Raw genomic sequence first — 16,407 nt, forward strand, 5'->3', positions numbered from 1 at the left:
ATTGAGTTTGACTGATGCTGTTGGTGGAGTCCATCCTGCTGCAAACCTGAAATTCAGCATCTGGGGCTTCTCCGTGACCAAACTGAACCTGATTGCCGGCGAATGGCTGGCGGGCGAAAGCGAAATCGAAAACCGCAACCCTTCGGATCTGAGCGATCTGGTCGGCATGTTTGCCCAGGCCAGCTCCGATCAGCTGGAAGCGACCCTGGATCAGGCGCAGATCGCCCAAGCCGAATGGGCCGCTTACGGCCTGGAGCGCAAGCAGGCGGTACTGATGAACATCGGCAATGAGCTGATGGCCCGCGCCGAGGAACTGGGCACGCTGCTGAGCCGCGAAGAAGGCAAGCCGCTGGCCGAGGGCAAGGGCGAGGTTTACCGCGCCGGCCAGTTCTTCACCTATTACGCCGCCGAATGCCTGCGCCAGATCGGTGAAAACGCCGACTCAGTTCGCCCCGACATCGAAGTGGACGTGCGCCGCGAGGCCGTGGGCGTGGTGGCAATCATCTCCCCCTGGAACTTCCCGACCGCAACCGCGTCTTGGAAAATCGCGCCGGCGCTCTGCTACGGCAACGCAGTGGTGTGGAAACCCGCGAACATCACCCCGGCGTCCGCCGTGGCCCTGACCGAGATCATCGAGCGTCAGGACATCCCCAAGGGCCTGTTCTCGCTGGTGATGGGCTCCGGCCGTTCGATCGGCCAGCGTCTGGTCGAAAGCCCCAAGGTGAACGCCATTTCCTTCACCGGCTCGGTGCCGGTGGGCAAGGGCATCGCTGCTGCCGCGATCCAGAACCTGACCAAGGTGCAGATGGAGATGGGCTCCAAAAACGCGCTGGCCGTGATGGACGACGCCGACCTGGACCTAGCCGTCACCCTGGCGCTGGGCGGCGCCTTTGGTGGCACCGGCCAGAAATGCACCGCTTCCTCCCGGCTCGTGGTCCACGCAGCCGTGCACGACGCCTTTGTTGAAAAACTGGTGGCGGGTGCGCAGGCGATGAAAGTGGGCCACGCGCTGGAAGCGGGCGTGCAGATGGGCCCGGTGGTCAGCGAGCAGCAGCTGAACGAGAACCTGGCCTATGCCGACCTTGGCAAATCCGAAGGTGCGGAGCTGGCATGCGGCGGCCAGCGCCTGGAGATGCCGCACGAGGGTTTCTACATGTCGCCGGGCGTGTTCCTGAACACCACCAACGACATGCGCATCAACCGCGAGGAAATGTTCGCGCCGCTGACCAGCGTTATCAAGGTCGGCAGCTATGACGAGGCGCTGTCGGTGGTGAACGATACCAATTTCGGCCTGACCTCCGGCATCGTCACCCAGTCGCTGGCCCGCGCCACCCATTTCCGCCGCAACGCGCGCACCGGTGTGGTGACCGTCAACCTGCCGACCGCAGGCACCGACTATCACGTGCCCTTCGGCGGCCGTGGCGACAGCTCTTATGGCCCGCGCGAGCAGGGCAAGGCGGCGGCGGAATTCTACACCACCGTTAAGACCGCCTACATCAGCGCCGGCAAGCCGGTCTGAGACTGAAATCCTGGCCGCGCCGAAGACCGGCCTGCCAGTTTGCGGAAGCGCCCGCCCTCCTTGTTTCCCCTGTGGCGGGCGCATCCTGCCCGCCGCCTAGGGCCGGGTGCGCGACTTTGATAACCGAGGTGCTTGAATGACCGGATACCGTATCGACTGCCTGCAATATGCCAACTGGTCCGGGAAAATCTTCCGCCAGCTGCGCGAGGGCGGCGTGGACGCGATCCATGTCACCATTGCCTATCACGAGACCTTCCGCGAGACGGTCCTGAACTTCGAGAAATGGAACCGTTGGTTCGAGCAGTACCCGGATCTGATCATGAAGGGGCAGTGGGCCTCTGACATTGACAAGGCCCGCGAAACCGGCCGCACCGCGGTGTTCTTCGGCTTCCAGAACCCCTCGCCGATGGAGGATGACATCGGCTTGGTCGAGATCCTGCACACGCTCGGAGCCCGCTTCATGCAGCTCACCTACAATAACCAGTCGCTGCTGGCGACCGGCTGTTACGAGGCTGAGGACATGGGGATCACCCGCATGGGCAAGCAGGTGATCAAGGAGATGAACCGGGTCGGCCTGGTCGTGGACATGAGCCACTCCGCCGACCGCTCCACCATCGAAGCGGCGGAGATTTCTACCCGCCCCATCGCCATAACTCATGCCAACCCGCACGAGTGGTCGCCCGCGCTGCGCAACAAGAAGGACGACGTGATCCGCGCGGTGACCGGCCACGGCGGCATGCTGGGCTTCTCGGTCTATCCGCACCATCTGAAAGATAAATCTAACTGCACCTTGCAAAGCTTCTGCGAGATGATCGCACGCACCGCCGAGAAATATGGGGTGGAGCATCTCGGGATCGGCACCGATCTTTGCCAGGACCAGCCCGACAGCATCGTTGAATGGATGCGGGTCGGCCGCTGGACGAAAGAGATCGACTACGGCGAAGGATCAGCCGCCGCGCCGGGCTTCCCGGAAATGCCAAGCTGGTTCAAGGACAACCGCGACTTTGGAAACATCGAAGAAGGCCTTCGCGCGACGGGCATGAACGATGACGAGGTCAGCGGCATCATGGGCGGGAACTGGTACCGGTTCTTTGCCGAAAACTTTGGCCCAAAGGGATAGGTCATGGAAACAACCGCGCAGACAACGATATCACGACGGGACCCGGCGCAGGTCATGCGCCTCAGCCGGCTTGGCTCATTGCACCAGTGCCGCCTCAGCTTCATGCGGGTGCTGACACGCCGCATGGCCCGGGAAAACTGGAGCTTTGCGCGCCCCAAGTTCGATATCGATGCCAAGGGGGTCGGCATGGCGGTTTATACCGCTACCGGCCCTGCGCGGACCTATTCCCTGATTGCCTTTGCCCATGACCTGCCGCCGGAGATGCGTTCGGACCGGGTGATCGCCACCGCATGGGATGCAACCTTCACCCTGTTCGATGGGGTGCCCACGGAAGCGGATATTGAACGCCTGTCCAAAAACGTCCCGTATCAGGAGGCCGGCCGGGTTAACGAGAAGTCCCTGTCGGTCTCCCGCGCGAACCGCTCGGTGCGCCTCTGGGCGCATTTCGTTGATGCGCTGTCGCAGGGCCGCCAGCCGGACCCCGCGCAGGTGGACGCGGTCGGCTACCTGATGCGCACCACCGCCGTCTACGGCTCCGGTAAGCTGGGCGCCGCCGACCGCGAGGCCATCGCGGATCGCTCTGAGCTTAACGCGCCGTTCCAGGCGGAGATGCTGTCGGTCTATCTGACCCGCGTCTTTGTGCGCGATTTGGTGGAGCATATGGCGCGAGCCAAGGGTGGCGAAAACGCGGTACGGCTGGCACCCGAAACCGCGCGACGGCTGGGTATCGGCAATTCCACCGGCCTGGGCATGGCGCCCTACATCGTCAACCACCCGGTGCTGTTCAACAATTGGATCATGGCACGGGAAGAGGCGATTGCCCGCGTGCGCTCGGTCGAGACCGCCACCGCTGAGGAAGCCGCCTGCTTCCGTCGCATGCTGCGGCGGAGCGAACTGTCGGCGGCGCGCTGGCATTCGGAACACCCGGTGCAAGTTGAGAAGCTGGCCAGCCTTCACAAAGACCTGGAGGCGCTGGCCGCATGGGCCGCCGCAGATGATCTGCTCAACGATAAACCCTGGGACCGCTTGATCCGCTGGAGCGAAACGGAGCTGAGCCTTGAAGGTCAGGAACTGGCGGCCTCGCTGATCCTGGAACCCTATGGGGACCTGGTGGACGGGTTGTCGGACTGCATGTCCGACGCCAACAAGGATGCCTTCATCATCAACGGCGCCATGCCGGTCGCGCAGGTTCGGGAGCTGCTGCAGAACAGCTTTGGCTGGGCGCTGCATCTGGATTGGTCTGCGCGCGAAAACTGCGCCCGCGCCTGGTATGTCTCGGAGGAGAAGCTGGAGCCGCGCATGGGCGAACGCTTTGACGAGCCGATTGCCGAGTACGAGCAGCCGCTGGCTCCGGCCCGCGACGCCGCTGCGGCTCATGCGGCGCTGGCAGATTGGGACGGGGGGGAACCTGTTGCAGCCTTCCTGCTGCGCCACCCGGAACACCGCCACACCGTGCGCCGGGCGCAGATGAGCCAAGTGGCGCCCTATGGCGAGATCCGCAGCAACACCATCAGCGACCGGGTGCTGCCGATCGATATGCTGCGGGCGAAACTCTCGTTCTTCGGCGCCACCCATTTCGATCCCCGTTCGGACCGCTGGGTGCGGATCTGCATGTATGCGGGCGCGCCCTATCCCGACGATTTGACCACCGCCAACGCCGACCTGTGGGTTTATCCGGAGGCAGACCAATGAGCTATGCGCTGAACGAAGTCGAAGCCACCGCCAAACGCGCCGCCCGCGGTGCAGGCTACGACTGGGGGCTGGCAGAGGAAGCCTCCAAGGCCACCCGCTGGCTGTGTGCGCAGGGGTTGGACGGATCCGCCGTGCTGGCTAGTCTGCTGGAGGCAGGATACGCCGCGGACCTGCCCGTCCATGTGCCGCAGGACCTGCAAGCGGAGTGGCAGGCGGCAGCTCCACTCTGCCCGCTGGGCACGGGTGCCGCGCTCTCCGATTGCGCCGCCCGGCTGCAATCTGCACCGCTTGCCATCGGGCCTGTTTCCCAGCCCGCGATGATCCTGCCCTTTGCCGCGCTGGCTGCACGCCAGCTTGGCGCCTGTGTCACCGTTGAGGGCGAGGGCTTTCAGGCCGTCACCGACGGAACTGGGCTGCAATGCGAAGGCACACTGCCGAACGAGGCGGCCCGGCTGACCATCCGCGCGGCAGGCAGCCTGTCAAACCCATATCCGACCTGCACCCGGGCCGAACCGGAGGAGGCGGCCTGGGCCGTTCTGAACCGCTTTGCCCAAAAAACCTACGCTCCGGCCACCGAGGAGTCGCGCCGTCTTGGCGCCGGCGCCGGGCTGTCGGACAACGACTGAAGAGGCACCGATATGACCGAAACCAAAACCCTGACCCTTGCCGAGATCGAGGATATCGCTTTCCGTGCCCTGGTGGCCGCAGGCACCTCCGAGGCCAACGCCCGCCCGCTGGCCGTTGCCACCGCAGCGACCGAGGCGGACGGCGTGGCCAGCCATGGCCTCGCCTATATCCCGATCTATGCCGAGCACGTGCAATGCGGCAAGGTGGACGGGCAGGCGGCACCGGTTCTGAACCGCCCGCGCCCCGGCGTCGTGGCGGTGGATGCCGCCACAGGCTTTGCCCATTCCGCGATTGATATGGGCTTTGAGGCCCTGATCCCGGCAGCACGGGAGCAGGGCATCGCGGTCCTTGCCATCCGCAACAGCTACAACTGCGGTGTTCTTGGCTACCACACCGCCCGCCTGGCCCGCGCCGGGCTGGTGGGGCTGGGCTTTACCAACGCGCCGGCCTCGATCGCGCCCTCGGGCGGCAACAAGCCGGTTGTTGGCACCAACCCGTTCTCGGTCGCGGTTCCTGGTGCGGACGGCGAGCCGGAGTTGCTGATCGACCAGAGCGCCAGCACCATCGCCAAAAGCGAAGTGATGAAGCACGCCCGCGAGGGCAGGGAGATTCCGCTGGGCTGGGCGCTGGACGCTGACGGCAATCCGACCACCGATCCGGATGCGGGCCTCAAGGGCTCGATGGCGCCTTCGGGCGGCTACAAGGGCGTGGGCGTGGCACTGCTCACCGAAATCATGGCCGCCGCGCTGACCGGTGCCACCCTCGGCATCAACGCATCGCCGTTTTCCGGCACCGCAGGCGGGCCGCCGAAAACCGGCCAGATGTTCATCGCAATCGACCCGGGTGCGACAGCAAATGACGCTTTTGGTGCTGGAATGGCCGGGATCGTGGAAGCGGTGCGCAGCCAAGACGGCGCACATCTGCCCGGAGACGGGCGGCGGGCAAAACGCTTGCAAGCCCGTCAGGACGGCGTCGCTGTCAGCGTTGCAACGCTGGCAAGGATCGAAGCCCTGCTGGGCTGACGCCAGATACCGGCGGTTGCGCGAACCGCCGGACAATCCGCACCCCGGTGCGGCACGTGCGAAACGGGAGGAAACGCATGTCAATAAAGCAACCTTTTACGGATCTGGAGATCAAGACCTCCGACGATGGCTTCTATAAGGGGCACAGCGTCGAGATCGCCTTGCTCAGCAAGGGGATCATGGTCGCCCTGGTTCTCTGGGCACTGGTCTGGCCGGCAAACGCCACGGGCGTTCTGGGCAGCCTCAACTGGCGGATCCTTGAGGATTTCAACGCCTTCTACATCGTCATCGTCGGTTTCTTCGCCTTTTTCCTGTTTGTGGTCGCCGCATTGCCGCAAACCGGTAAACGGATCATGGGGGGACCGGGCCAGGGCAAGGAGTTCTCGGATTTCTCCTGGTTCTCGATGATGTTCGGTGCCGGTCTGGGCGTTGGCCTGATGGTCTTCGCAACCGCTGAACCGCTGGGCCTCTGGGGTTCCAACCCGGTGGTCCTGGCTCAGGAAGTGACCGGCAACACCGAAGAATCCATCCAGTCCGGCTTCCGCTACACGTTCCTGCACTACGGCTTCCATGCCTGGGCGATCTATGTGGTAACCGGCCTGTCGCTGGCCTACTACGCCTATACACGCGACATGCCGCTGACCATCCGTACCGCGCTGACGCCGCTGTTTGGCAAGCTGATGAACGGCTTCGCTGGCCACGTCGTTGACGTGCTGGGTGTTGTTGCTACCATCCTGGGTGTGTCCGTGACTATCGGCTTCGGCGTTTCCCAGTTCGTGGACGGCGTCTATGCGATCACCGGCATGGAATGGATGATGGACATGAGCGGCGACGCGCCTGCTCCGGGCACCGTTGGCCTGCTGGCCGGCCTGTTCGCCATCATGGGCCTGTCGATCATCTCGGCTGTCTCCGGCGTGGGCCGCGGCGTGAAGTATCTGTCGAACCTGAACCTGGTTCTGTCGATCATCCTGCTGCTGACCTTCGTGGTCTTCGGCTCCTTCATGTTCGCCATGACCACCTATGCGTCGGCCTTCGTGGACTACATCCTGCACTTCACCTCGCTGAGCTTCGGCGCCTACGGCCCGCAGTCGCCGGCTGACTTCGCAGCAGCCCTGCCGGCAGAGGCTGCACCTTACGCCGACGCGCTGCGCGGCGGTGCAACCAATGCCTGGGGCTCCTTCGATGGCTTCAAATCCGGTCTGGAAGGTGAAGCGGCAGCTCTGTCCGACGACGTTCTGGCCGCAACCTATGCAGCCGGTGAAGCACAGCGCCAGTTTGGCTGGCAGGCTGGCTGGACCACCTTCTACTGGGCCTGGTGGATCGCGTTCTCGCCTTTCGTGGGCCTGTTCCTGGCACGGATTTCCCGCGGCCGTTCGGTGCGTGAGTTCATCCTCGGCTGTGTGATCGCACCGGCACTGGTCTGCTTTGCCTGGATGACCATCCTGGGCGGCACCGCCATTGACCTGGAATTGAACGGCGCGGCCGATGGCGCCATCATCGGTGCCTCCAATACTGCCAAGCTGTTCGTGACCCTGCAAAGCATGATCGACGGCGGCCTGCTGTCCGGCATCACCATCATGTGCGTAGTGCTGATCATGACCTTCCTGGTCACCTCGGCAGACTCCGGCATCCTGGTGATGAACACCATCATGTCCGGCGGCGACCAGAACATCGGCAACAAGCACAAGATCGTTTGGGGCCTGATCCTGACCGCAGTGATTGGCACCCTGCTGTTCGCAGGAAAGCAGAACGGCGGCGCAGATCCGATGGAGGCGCTGAAAAGCGCGATGATCATCGGCGCGTTGCCCTTCACCATGGTAATGGGCCTGATGTGCATTTCTCTGGCCAAGGCGCTGTTCCGCGACGGCCAGCGTGAAAAAGCTGCGGCTCCGGCCGAGTAAGAAACAGACACCGGGCAGCGCTGCCGCGTTTGCCCGGCCGTCACCGAAAAGCTCCGGATGGGGCAGGGAAGCCGGGGGAGAAATCCTCCGGCTTTTTTTCTGCCCGTGCAGCAGCGGGCGGGAAAAAACCGTGCACAAAAAAAACGCCCCGGAAATCCGGGGCGTCTCTGTCTCTTGCCGAGGGGACGCTTAGGCCGCCAGGTCGAACCGGTCGGCGTTCATCACCTTGACCCAGGCCGCAACAAAGTCGCGTACAAAGGCCGCGGCGCCGTCATCCTGAGCATAGACCTCCGCCAGTGCGCGCAGCTGCGAGTTGGAGCCGAACACCAGGTCCGCACGGGTGCCGGTCCATTTGACCGCACCGCTGGCCCGGTCGCGGCCCTCATAGGTGCCGTCGCCAGCCGGTTTCCATTCCACCCCCATATCGGTGACGCCGGTGAAAAAATCGGTGCTCAGCACGCCGGCACGGTCGGTGAACACGCCATGCTTGGAACCGCCATGATTGGCGCCCAGCACCCGCAGCCCGCCAACCAGCGCGGTCATTTCCGGCGCACCCAGGGTCAAGAGCTGCGCCCGGTCCACCAGCATCTTCTCGGCTGGGACACTGTACTCCGCCTTCTGGTAATTGCGGAAGCCATCGGCCTCCGGTTCCAGCACCGCGAAACCCTCGACGTCGGTCTGCTCCTGGGTGGCATCGGTGCGGCCCGGTGTGAAGGGCACATCGACAGGGTGGCCTGCCGCCTTGGCGGCTTCCTCGACACCGGCGCAGCCCGCCAGCACTATCAGATCGGCCATGGACACCTTCTTGCCGCCCGAAGCGCTGGCGTTGAACTCGCTTTGCACCTGCTCCAGCGCTTTCAGCACTTTGGTCAGCTGCGCAGGCTCGTTCACCTCCCAGTCCTTCTGCGGCGCCATCCGGATGCGGCCGCCATTGGCCCCGCCGCGCATGTCGGAGCCGCGGAAGGTCGAGGCCGAGGCCCAGGCCGTTGAAACCAGTTCCGGAACCGAAAGCCCGGTATCAAGGATTGCTGCCTTCAGTTGCGAGACATCCTGCGCATCCACCAAGGCGTGATCAACCGCTGGCACCGGATCCTGCCAGATCAAGTCTTCCGCAGGCACATCCGCCCCCAGATAGCGCGACTTCGGCCCCATGTCGCGGTGGCACAGCTTAAACCAGGCGCGGGCAAAAGCATCGGCGAATTTTTCCGGGTTGGCGTGGAAATCGCGCGAGATCTTCTCGTATTCCGGGTCCATCCGCAGCGACATGTCGGCGGTGGTCATCATTGGCGCATGTCTCTTGCTCGGGTCATGGGCGTCCACAACCATATGCTCCGGCTTCACGTCCTGCGCCTGCCACTGCTGGGCGCCCGCCGGGCTTTTGACCAGCTTCCACTCATAGCCGAACAGCACGTCGAAATAACCCATGTCCCAGGTGGTCGGGTTCGGCTTCCAGGCCCCTTCGATGCCCGAGGTGGTCGCGTCGCCGCCCTTGCCGGTGCCATGCGTATTGGCCCAGCCAAAGCCCATTTGCTCCATTGCGCCGCCCTCCGGCTCGGCACCCACCAGATCCGGGTCGCCCGCGCCATGCGCCTTGCCGAAGGTGTGGCCGCCCGCCACCAGCGCCACGGTTTCCTCGTCGTTCATGCCCATCCGCGCAAAGGTGTCGCGGACGTCAAAGCCGGAGGCCACCGGGTCCGGGTTGCCGTTCGGCCCTTCCGGGTTCACATAGATCAGGCCCATCTGCACCGCGGCCAGCGGGTTCTCCAGATCACGGTCGCCAGAGTAGCGCTGGTCGCCCAGCCATTCAGTTTCGGTGCCCCAGTAGATGTCTTCCTCCGGCGCCCAGATATCCTCGCGGCCGCCGCCAAAGCCGAACACCGGCCCGCCCATCGATTCAATGGCGCAGTTGCCTGCCAGGATCATCAGATCCGCCCAGGAGATCTTGTTGCCGTACTTCTGCTTGACCGGCCACAGCAGGCGGCGCGCCTTGTCCAGGTTGCCGTTGTCCGGCCAGGAGTTCACAGGCGCAAACCGCTGGTTGCCAGTCCCGCCGCCGCCGCGCCCGTCGGCGGTGCGGTAGGTGCCGGCACTATGCCAGGCCATACGGATGAACAGGCCGCCGTAATGGCCATAGTCGGCCGGCCACCATTCCTGGCTGTCGGTCATCAGCGCAAACAGGTCTTTCTTCACCGCCTCCAGGTCAAGCGTCTTGAACTCTTCGGCATAGTTGAAATCCGCTCCCATCGGGTTCGACTTGGGGGAATGCTGGTGAAGGATCTTCAGGTTCAGCTGGTTCGGCCACCAATCCTGGTTCGAGGTGCCGCCGGCGTCGGTATTCAGCGCTGCGCCGTGCATCACCGGGCATTTTCCTGCGGGGGTATTTCCGTCCATTTCCATCTCCGATCGTGGCTTCAAATAGGTCAACTGCGATGAGGCGGAAGCGTTCCGTAACCAAACTGCCAGCATGTGCGCCGCCTGGAAATGCAGGCGGGGTGCGGGCAGCCATTGCCGGGTCTCCCTGTCTTTCTGAAGATGAGGCTAGCAGGGAAATATCATTGGGATAAGTTGCATTTATTCATCGCTCTGATAATAAATTCCTATGATAAACGTAACCCTCCGCCAGATGCGCTATTTCGAGGCGCTGGCCCAGCACCGCCATTTCGGCCGCGCAGCAGACGCATGCGCCGTGTCGCAGCCGGCTTTGTCTGTTCAGATCAAGGAGTTGGAGGAGGCGCTGGGGGTGCAGCTGGTGGAGCGCGGTGCGCGGCAGGTGCGGCTCACCAGCCTCGGCGAGGATCTGGCCGCCCGGGTGCGCGGCATCCTGCGCTCGGTGGATGAACTGGGCGAGCTGGCACGGGCCTCGCGCGACGGGCTGGCAGGGCGGCTGCGCATCGGGGTGATTCCCACCATCGCGCCCTATCTGCTGCCCTCCATCGTGGGCACGCTCACCCGCCAATACCCCGAGGCCGACATCCGTGTTCGTGAAACTGTGACGCCCAAGTTGCTGGAGGAACTGGGGGAGGGGCGCTTGGACACCGCTATCGTGGCGCTGCCGGTGTCCGAGCCCTCCTATGAGGAAGTTCCGCTGTTTTCGGAGGACTTTGTCCTGGTGCGTCCCGGCGAAGATGCCGGCACCCCGGTTCCTGGCCCGGACGGCCTGCGTGAGATGCGCCTTCTGCTGCTGGAGGAGGGGCATTGCTTCCGCGACCAGGCGCTGTCTTTCTGCAACATGCAATCCGCTGCCCCGCGGGAACTGCTGGATGGCAGCTCCCTGTCGACGCTGGTGCAGATGGTCAGCGCTGGGATCGGAGTAACGCTTATCCCCGAGATGGCAGTGCCGGTGGAAACCCGGTCTGCAGTGGTGTCGGTTTCCCGTTTCCGCGACCCGCAGCCCTCGCGCACCATCGGCATGATCTGGCGGCGCAGCAATCCGCTGGCGCGGCAGCTGATGCAGGTGGCCGAGGTGGTCCGGCAGGCGGCGGAATCCTTGCGCACCAGCTTTGGCTCGGCGTGCTGAAGCGCCTGTTTCTGGTGCCGGGGCGCCTGGCATCGCCTTGTTCCCTAAAAATTGTATGCCCTAAGGGCAACTGCAACCGGATGAAGAATGGTGCGTAAAGGGCACGCTCACAAGCATTTTACACGCTTCACTGTTTCCGGAGGCAAATGTCTTTGTTAACGTTTCGTTAATAATAAAGAATTGAAGCAGGCATACAGGCAGATGAAAACGGGCTTTCGTGGCACGTTTGTTGTTTCCTGGTCGCAAACAGAAATCGACGGCCTTCCGGCCGCTCCGGTGGACGCTCTGGATGTGGGGGCGGCCTGGTCCTGGCACGGCGATGCTGTGCGGGTGGACGGCCCGGTGGATGTGTTGCGGCTGGATATGGCAAACGGCGAGGCAGAATTGCGCCGCCGGGCAGCCCGGTCGGTGCGCCGGCTGGTGGGGGCCGCAGTGCAGAACCGCACCGATGTGGACGCCATTGAGGTCGACGAGCCGCTGATGGACAGCAGCTTTGTCGTGACCAACGGCGTGCAAAGCTACACCGTCACCCTTATCGAGGTCGGTCCGGGTCAGCGCCCGCTGCTGATGTTCGTGGATGAATTGCCGCAGCGCGGCACGGACCTGTGGGTGGTGCATCATTCGCTGGGCACTATTTGCACAGACCGGCCTCAGGGCGAAAGCGGCGTGATCTGCTTTACACCGGGAACCTTGATCGCAACCCCAGGCGGCCCGAAACGGGTGGAGCAGCTGCGCGAAGGTGAAAAGGTCCAGACCCGCGACAACGGCGCTCAGGAAATCCTCTGGATCGGTTCGCGCCGGATCAGCGGTGCTCGGCTGTTCGTGATGCCGCGGCTGCGTCCGGTCCGCCTCCATGCCGGTGCCTTGGGCATCGACCGGCCAGAGCAGGAATTGCTGGTCTCCCCCGATCACCGGATGCTGCTGCGCGGGGCCCGTGTGCAGGCCCTGTTCAACACTCCTGAGGTACTGGTTGCGGCCAGCGATCTGGTCAACGGCACCACCATCCAGCCAGATACATCTGTGCGCGAAATCACCTATATCCACCTGATGCTGGCTGATCACCAGGTTCTCTGGGCCAATGGCGTCGAGACCGAGAGTTTCCACCCTTCCAATGCATCGCTGACTGCTCTCAGCGAAACCGACCGGGCGCGCCTGTTCCGCCTGCAGCCCGGGCTGGAGCGCAATCCGCTGTCATACGGCGCCCACGCCCGCCGCAATCTAAGCGCGTCCGAGGCCGCGATTCTGGGCCACGAAGCTGCCTGAGTCCCTTATCTGGCAAGGTCCGGATGTTATTTTCGGCCAAGGCCGGGGTTCGATGCAGATTTCCTGCAGAACGCGCTTTCACCGTGTTGACTCTGCCCCATCCCCCTATATAAGCGCGGCTTCATTGGTGTTGGTGGCCCCCGCAAGGGGATCCCTGTCATGCCGTTAGGCAAGAGGACAACGCCCTTCGAAACACAAGAAGGAGATCAGCCGTGACCAAACGCACGTCTGCCAAGTACAAAATCGACCGCCGCATGGGCGAAAACATCTGGGGCCGTCCGAAGTCCCCGGTCAACCGCCGCGACTACGGCCCGGGCCAGCATGGCCAGCGCCGCAAGGGCAAGCTGTCCGACTTCGGCATCCAGCTGCGCGCCAAGCAGAAGCTCAAGGGCTACTACGGCGACCTGACCGAAAAGCAGTTCCGCCGCATCTATGGCGAAGCCGTGCGTGTGACCGGCGACACCGGTGAAAACCTGATCGGCCTGCTCGAGCGCCGCCTGGACGCCGTCGTCTACCGCGCCAAGTTCGTGGCAACCGTCTTTGCTGCCCGCCAGTTTGTGAACCACGGCCACGTAACCGTGAACGGCAAGCGCGTGAACATCCCCTCCTACCGTGTGAAAGAGGGCGACGTGATCGAGGTCCGCGACAAGTCCAAGCAGATGGTTGCGCTTCTGGAAGCCACCCAGCTGGCTGAGCGCGACGTGCCGGATTACATCGAAGCCGACCACTCCAAGATGACCGCAACATTCGTGCGCACCCCCGGCCTGGGCGACGTGCCGTACCCGGTTGTGATGGAACCGAACCTGGTCGTCGAATTCTACGCCAAGAACTAAGCCCGCTGCCCACTAGGGCATCTGGCGGAAGGGCTGTCCTCTTGGGCAGCCCTTTTTCATTCGAACTCCCTCGGAGCCGGATTTCGCGGGCGGTGGCATCCAAAAGCTGTGGCTCGGTAAGGCCATTGGGTCTATCCTGTTCCAAAAACAACAGGGAGTGACCAATGAAGATCTTGATGAAAGCAGCTGCCATTGCAGCGCTTACCATGGCGGCAGCGGCAGTTAGCGCCGCACCTCTGAAACTCACACCTGCAAACCCGCAGCCTTCCGGCGTTAAGCCAGGCCTTGCGGTGGTCTATGCCTACCCGCAAGACGTAAAATCCCTGGCCGAAGCCTCATCTGCCTTGAAAATCAGCAGCGAACCGGGCCGCCCGATTGCCGGGCTGGACAACCGCGATACCGAAGAAGGGCAGAACACGCTGACAGCCAAGCGGCCGATGCATGTGGCGGCGCGGATCACCGGCTACGTGAAACTGGACACGCCGGGCGTGCACAACATCGACTTCCTGACCAACGATGGCATTCTGGCGAAAATCGGCGGCCAGGTGGTGGGCGAGTTTGACGGCCGCCAGTCCTGCGACAGCACAATCGTGACCCAGGTCGAGGTGCCCTCGGCCGGCTGGTACCCGGTTGACATCCTCTATTTCCAGCGTTTGGGCACCGCCTGCCTGCACATGCGGATGGGCCCCGACGGCAAGCGGCCGAAATGGATGAAAGACAGCGCCTTCGGGCACTGACAGTCAAGACTGCGGGGCAGGGGCGCGCATCCCCTGCCAGCATCCTCACAAGGGCAGCGGGCGCCCCTCAGCGATAGCTTCCATCGCAAAGTAGGATGTAACGCTGTCCAGCTCCACGCCTGCGATCAGCCGCTGGTAGACCTTGTCATAGCTGGCCATGTCCTCGGTCACCACTTTCAGCTGGTAGTCGTAGTCGCCGCCGATGCGGTGGAAATCCACCACTTCCGGGATGGTCAGCACGTGGCGGCGGAATTTCTGCAGCCAGTCCGCTGAATGATGCCGGGTGCGCAAGAGCACAAACACCACCAGATCCAGCCCCAGCTGCTTGCGGTCCAGCCGCGCGGTGGAGCCCTTCAACAGCCCGCTTTCGTTCAGCGCCTTCAGCCGCCGCCAGCAGGCATTTTGCGACAGCCCCACCTGATCGGCCAGCTCCCGCTGGGACAGGCTGGCATCCTGTTGCAGGGCACGCAAAATGGCGCGGTCAATCTTATCTGCATTTTTGCTCATAGTGCGATCATATGACACAAAAGTTGCGCTATCCACTCAGTAATTGATAAAGTTTACGCGCCAGTTTCCGTTCATGATGCCTCAACAGAATTCGGAGGCGCGACATGACCCTGGCAGCATTCAAACAGACAATCCAGCAAGCCGCACAGGACGGCACCCTTGGCCGCAGTGTGATTGGCGACGGGGTGATGATCCCTGGCCTCGATGGCGAGGTGCCGCTGGTCTATGCTGACTATGTCGCCTCTGGCCGCGCCCTGCGCCAGGTGGAGGATTTCGTGGCCGGACAGGTGCTGCCCTTCTACGCCAACTCCCATACCGAAGCCTCTTACTGCGGCACCCAGATGACCCGCCTGCGCCGTGAGGCGCGCGCTGAGATTGCCCGCATCACAGGCGCCACCGCAGAGGATGCAGTGATCTTTACCGGCTCCGGCGCCACTGCGGGCCTCAACCGCCTGGTCAGCCTGTTCGGTGTGAACGAGGCCGCCCGCCCGGTTGTCTTCATCGGCCCGTATGAGCACCACTCGAACATCCTGCCCTGGCGCGAAAGCAAGGCCGAGGTGGTGGAAATCCCGGAGGCTGCAGAAGGCGGCCCGGATCTGGCGGTGCTGGAATTGGCGCTGAAACAGCACGCGGACAGCGATCTGAAAATCGGCAGCTTCTCTGCCGCTTCCAACGTCACAGGCATTGTGACTAACCCCGATCCCATCAGCCGCCTGCTGCGCGAACACGGCGCGCTGTCGGTCTGGGATTACGCCGGCGGCGGTCCCTACCTGCCGGTCGACATGGGCGGCAACGGGGCAGCCCGCAAAGATGCCGTCGTTGTCTCGCCGCATAAATTTCCGGGCGGCCCCGGCGCCTCTGGCGTGCTGGTCGTCAACCAGTCCGTGGTGCGCCGCCGTTGCCCGTCCTGGCCCGGTGGCGGCACCGTCAGCTTTGTTTCTCCCTGGCGGCATGAATACAGCCAGGATCTGGCCGCCCGAGAGGAGGCCGGCACCCCCAACGTGATCGGCGACATCCGCGCAGCCCTGGCGTTCCTGGTCAAGGAAGCCGTGGGTCAAGAGCAGATTGAAGCCCGCGAAGCCAGGTTCGCGCAGATGGCCTGGGACGGCTGGTCCGCCAATCCGCGTTTGCGCATCCTCGGCCACCGCAACGCGCACCGGCTGCCGATCTTTTCCTTCCTGGTCAGGGATGCGGCCGGCAACCCGGTGCATCAGCAGTTGTTCACCCGTATGCTCAGCGATGTCTATGGCATCCAGGCCCGCGGCGGCTGTGCCTGTGCGGGTCCTTACGCGCACCGCCTGCTGGGCATCAGCCAGCCGGAATCGGAAACCCTCTTTGCCGACCTGCAGGCAGGCGAAGAGATGAAGAAACCCGGCTGGGTGCGGCTCAACTTCTCCTACCTGATGGAGGAGGAGAAGGCGCAGTACATCATCGATTGCGTCAATGACCTGACAATGAAGGCGGGGGAGATTGCGGCCCGGTATAATGCCGACCCGGCAACCGCACGGTTCAAGTCTCAGGCAGCCTGATAACAATCGCCCTGAACCAATCGAAACGGGTGCTTTCCTGCGTCAGGGAAGCACCTCACATACATGTGATATGTGGGTACCGGCGTCCCCGATTTAAAGGGGGAATGTCTATTCCAAATCCCCCGCGACTGCGCAGCGGA

13 protein-coding genes are annotated in these 16,407 nt (G+C 63.5%); 11 read left to right on the forward strand and 2 right to left on the reverse strand.

Annotation, left to right across the window (positions count from 1 at the left end; translation table 11 throughout):
* The first annotated feature begins 73 nt into the window (after nucleotides 1-73).
* The 6 genes from RA24_RS19205 (at nucleotide 74) to RA24_RS19230 (ending at nucleotide 7,881) form a co-directional block, all read left to right on the forward strand.
* A complete protein-coding gene (locus tag RA24_RS19205; protein WP_029204986.1) occupies nucleotides 74-1,519 on the forward strand; it encodes an aldehyde dehydrogenase family protein in 1,446 nt (481 codons plus the stop codon).
* A 136-nt stretch (nucleotides 1,520-1,655) separates the two neighbouring features.
* A complete protein-coding gene (locus RA24_RS19210) occupies nucleotides 1,656-2,639 on the forward strand; it encodes a membrane dipeptidase (RefSeq protein ID WP_019297871.1) in 984 nt (327 codons plus the stop codon).
* Between the two features lie 3 nt (nucleotides 2,640-2,642).
* Entirely contained in the window at nucleotides 2,643-4,331 is a 1,689-nt protein-coding gene (locus RA24_RS19215) for a hypothetical protein (RefSeq protein ID WP_039193595.1), read from the forward strand.
* Nucleotides 4,328-4,957: a DUF3726 domain-containing protein gene (locus RA24_RS19220; protein WP_039193597.1), complete on the forward strand. Its 630-nt coding sequence runs from the start codon at nucleotides 4,328-4,330 to the stop codon at nucleotides 4,955-4,957. Before RA24_RS19215 ends, RA24_RS19220 begins: the two co-directional genes overlap by 4 nt.
* A gap of 12 nt (nucleotides 4,958-4,969) precedes the next feature.
* Nucleotides 4,970-5,980 carry an Ldh family oxidoreductase gene (locus RA24_RS19225; RefSeq protein WP_039193599.1) on the forward strand — a complete coding sequence of 337 codons (1,011 nt, stop codon included), beginning with the start codon at nucleotides 4,970-4,972 and terminating at the stop codon, nucleotides 5,978-5,980.
* A gap of 77 nt (nucleotides 5,981-6,057) precedes the next feature.
* Nucleotides 6,058-7,881 carry a BCCT family transporter gene (locus RA24_RS19230; RefSeq protein WP_039174443.1) on the forward strand — a complete coding sequence of 608 codons (1,824 nt, stop codon included), beginning with the start codon at nucleotides 6,058-6,060 and terminating at the stop codon, nucleotides 7,879-7,881.
* Between the two features lie 189 nt (nucleotides 7,882-8,070).
* Here RA24_RS19230 and katG read toward each other — a convergent pair whose 3' ends face one another.
* Entirely contained in the window at nucleotides 8,071-10,272 is a 2,202-nt protein-coding gene (gene katG, locus RA24_RS19235) for a catalase/peroxidase HPI (RefSeq protein ID WP_039193692.1), read from the reverse strand.
* Between the two features lie 208 nt (nucleotides 10,273-10,480).
* Between katG and RA24_RS19240 the strand changes: the two genes are divergently transcribed.
* From RA24_RS19240 to RA24_RS19255, 4 genes are all read left to right on the forward strand, one after another.
* The gene (locus tag RA24_RS19240; RefSeq protein ID WP_039193602.1) at nucleotides 10,481-11,398 is read left to right on the forward strand and encodes a LysR substrate-binding domain-containing protein; all 918 of its coding nucleotides are present in this window, start codon (nucleotides 10,481-10,483) and stop codon (nucleotides 11,396-11,398) included.
* Nucleotides 11,399-11,599: 201 nt separating this feature from the next.
* The gene (locus RA24_RS19245; RefSeq protein ID WP_039193605.1) at nucleotides 11,600-12,661 is read left to right on the forward strand and encodes a Hint domain-containing protein; all 1,062 of its coding nucleotides are present in this window, start codon (nucleotides 11,600-11,602) and stop codon (nucleotides 12,659-12,661) included.
* A gap of 212 nt (nucleotides 12,662-12,873) precedes the next feature.
* Nucleotides 12,874-13,494: a 30S ribosomal protein S4 gene (gene rpsD, locus RA24_RS19250; protein ID WP_019297863.1), complete on the forward strand. Its 621-nt coding sequence runs from the start codon at nucleotides 12,874-12,876 to the stop codon at nucleotides 13,492-13,494.
* A gap of 164 nt (nucleotides 13,495-13,658) precedes the next feature.
* Entirely contained in the window at nucleotides 13,659-14,231 is a 573-nt protein-coding gene (locus RA24_RS19255; RefSeq protein ID WP_039193607.1) for a PA14 domain-containing protein, read from the forward strand.
* 45 nt (nucleotides 14,232-14,276) lie between these two features.
* On the opposite strand, the gene RA24_RS19260 is transcribed toward RA24_RS19255, so the two are convergent.
* A complete protein-coding gene (locus RA24_RS19260) occupies nucleotides 14,277-14,738 on the reverse strand; it encodes an Lrp/AsnC family transcriptional regulator (RefSeq protein WP_019297861.1) in 462 nt (153 codons plus the stop codon).
* A gap of 104 nt (nucleotides 14,739-14,842) precedes the next feature.
* Between RA24_RS19260 and RA24_RS19265 the strand changes: the two genes are divergently transcribed.
* Nucleotides 14,843-16,267 carry an aminotransferase class V-fold PLP-dependent enzyme gene (locus tag RA24_RS19265; RefSeq protein WP_039150511.1) on the forward strand — a complete coding sequence of 475 codons (1,425 nt, stop codon included), beginning with the start codon at nucleotides 14,843-14,845 and terminating at the stop codon, nucleotides 16,265-16,267.
* Nucleotides 16,268-16,407: the final 140 nt, after the last annotated feature.

The organism is Leisingera sp. ANG-M6, assembly GCF_000813905.1.
GTDB lineage: Bacteria > Pseudomonadota > Alphaproteobacteria > Rhodobacterales > Rhodobacteraceae > Leisingera.

Coding starts and splice junctions, on each gene's coding strand:
- RA24_RS19210 (WP_019297871.1), top strand. CDS start 1,656: ATGACCGGATACCGTATCGACTGCCTGCAATATGCCAACTGGTCCGGG.
- RA24_RS19215 (WP_039193595.1), top strand. CDS start 2,643: ATGGAAACAACCGCGCAGACAACGATATCACGACGGGACCCGGCGCAG.
- RA24_RS19220 (WP_039193597.1), top strand. CDS start 4,328: ATGAGCTATGCGCTGAACGAAGTCGAAGCCACCGCCAAACGCGCCGCC.
- RA24_RS19225 (WP_039193599.1), top strand. CDS start 4,970: ATGACCGAAACCAAAACCCTGACCCTTGCCGAGATCGAGGATATCGCT.
- RA24_RS19230 (WP_039174443.1), top strand. CDS start 6,058: ATGTCAATAAAGCAACCTTTTACGGATCTGGAGATCAAGACCTCCGAC.
- katG (WP_039193692.1), bottom strand. CDS start 10,272: ATGGACGGAAATACCCCCGCAGGAAAATGCCCGGTGATGCACGGCGCA.
- RA24_RS19240 (WP_039193602.1), top strand. CDS start 10,481: ATGATAAACGTAACCCTCCGCCAGATGCGCTATTTCGAGGCGCTGGCC.
- RA24_RS19245 (WP_039193605.1), top strand. CDS start 11,600: ATGAAAACGGGCTTTCGTGGCACGTTTGTTGTTTCCTGGTCGCAAACA.
- RA24_RS19255 (WP_039193607.1), top strand. CDS start 13,659: ATGAAGATCTTGATGAAAGCAGCTGCCATTGCAGCGCTTACCATGGCG.
- RA24_RS19260 (WP_019297861.1), bottom strand. CDS start 14,738: ATGAGCAAAAATGCAGATAAGATTGACCGCGCCATTTTGCGTGCCCTG.
- RA24_RS19265 (WP_039150511.1), top strand. CDS start 14,843: ATGACCCTGGCAGCATTCAAACAGACAATCCAGCAAGCCGCACAGGAC.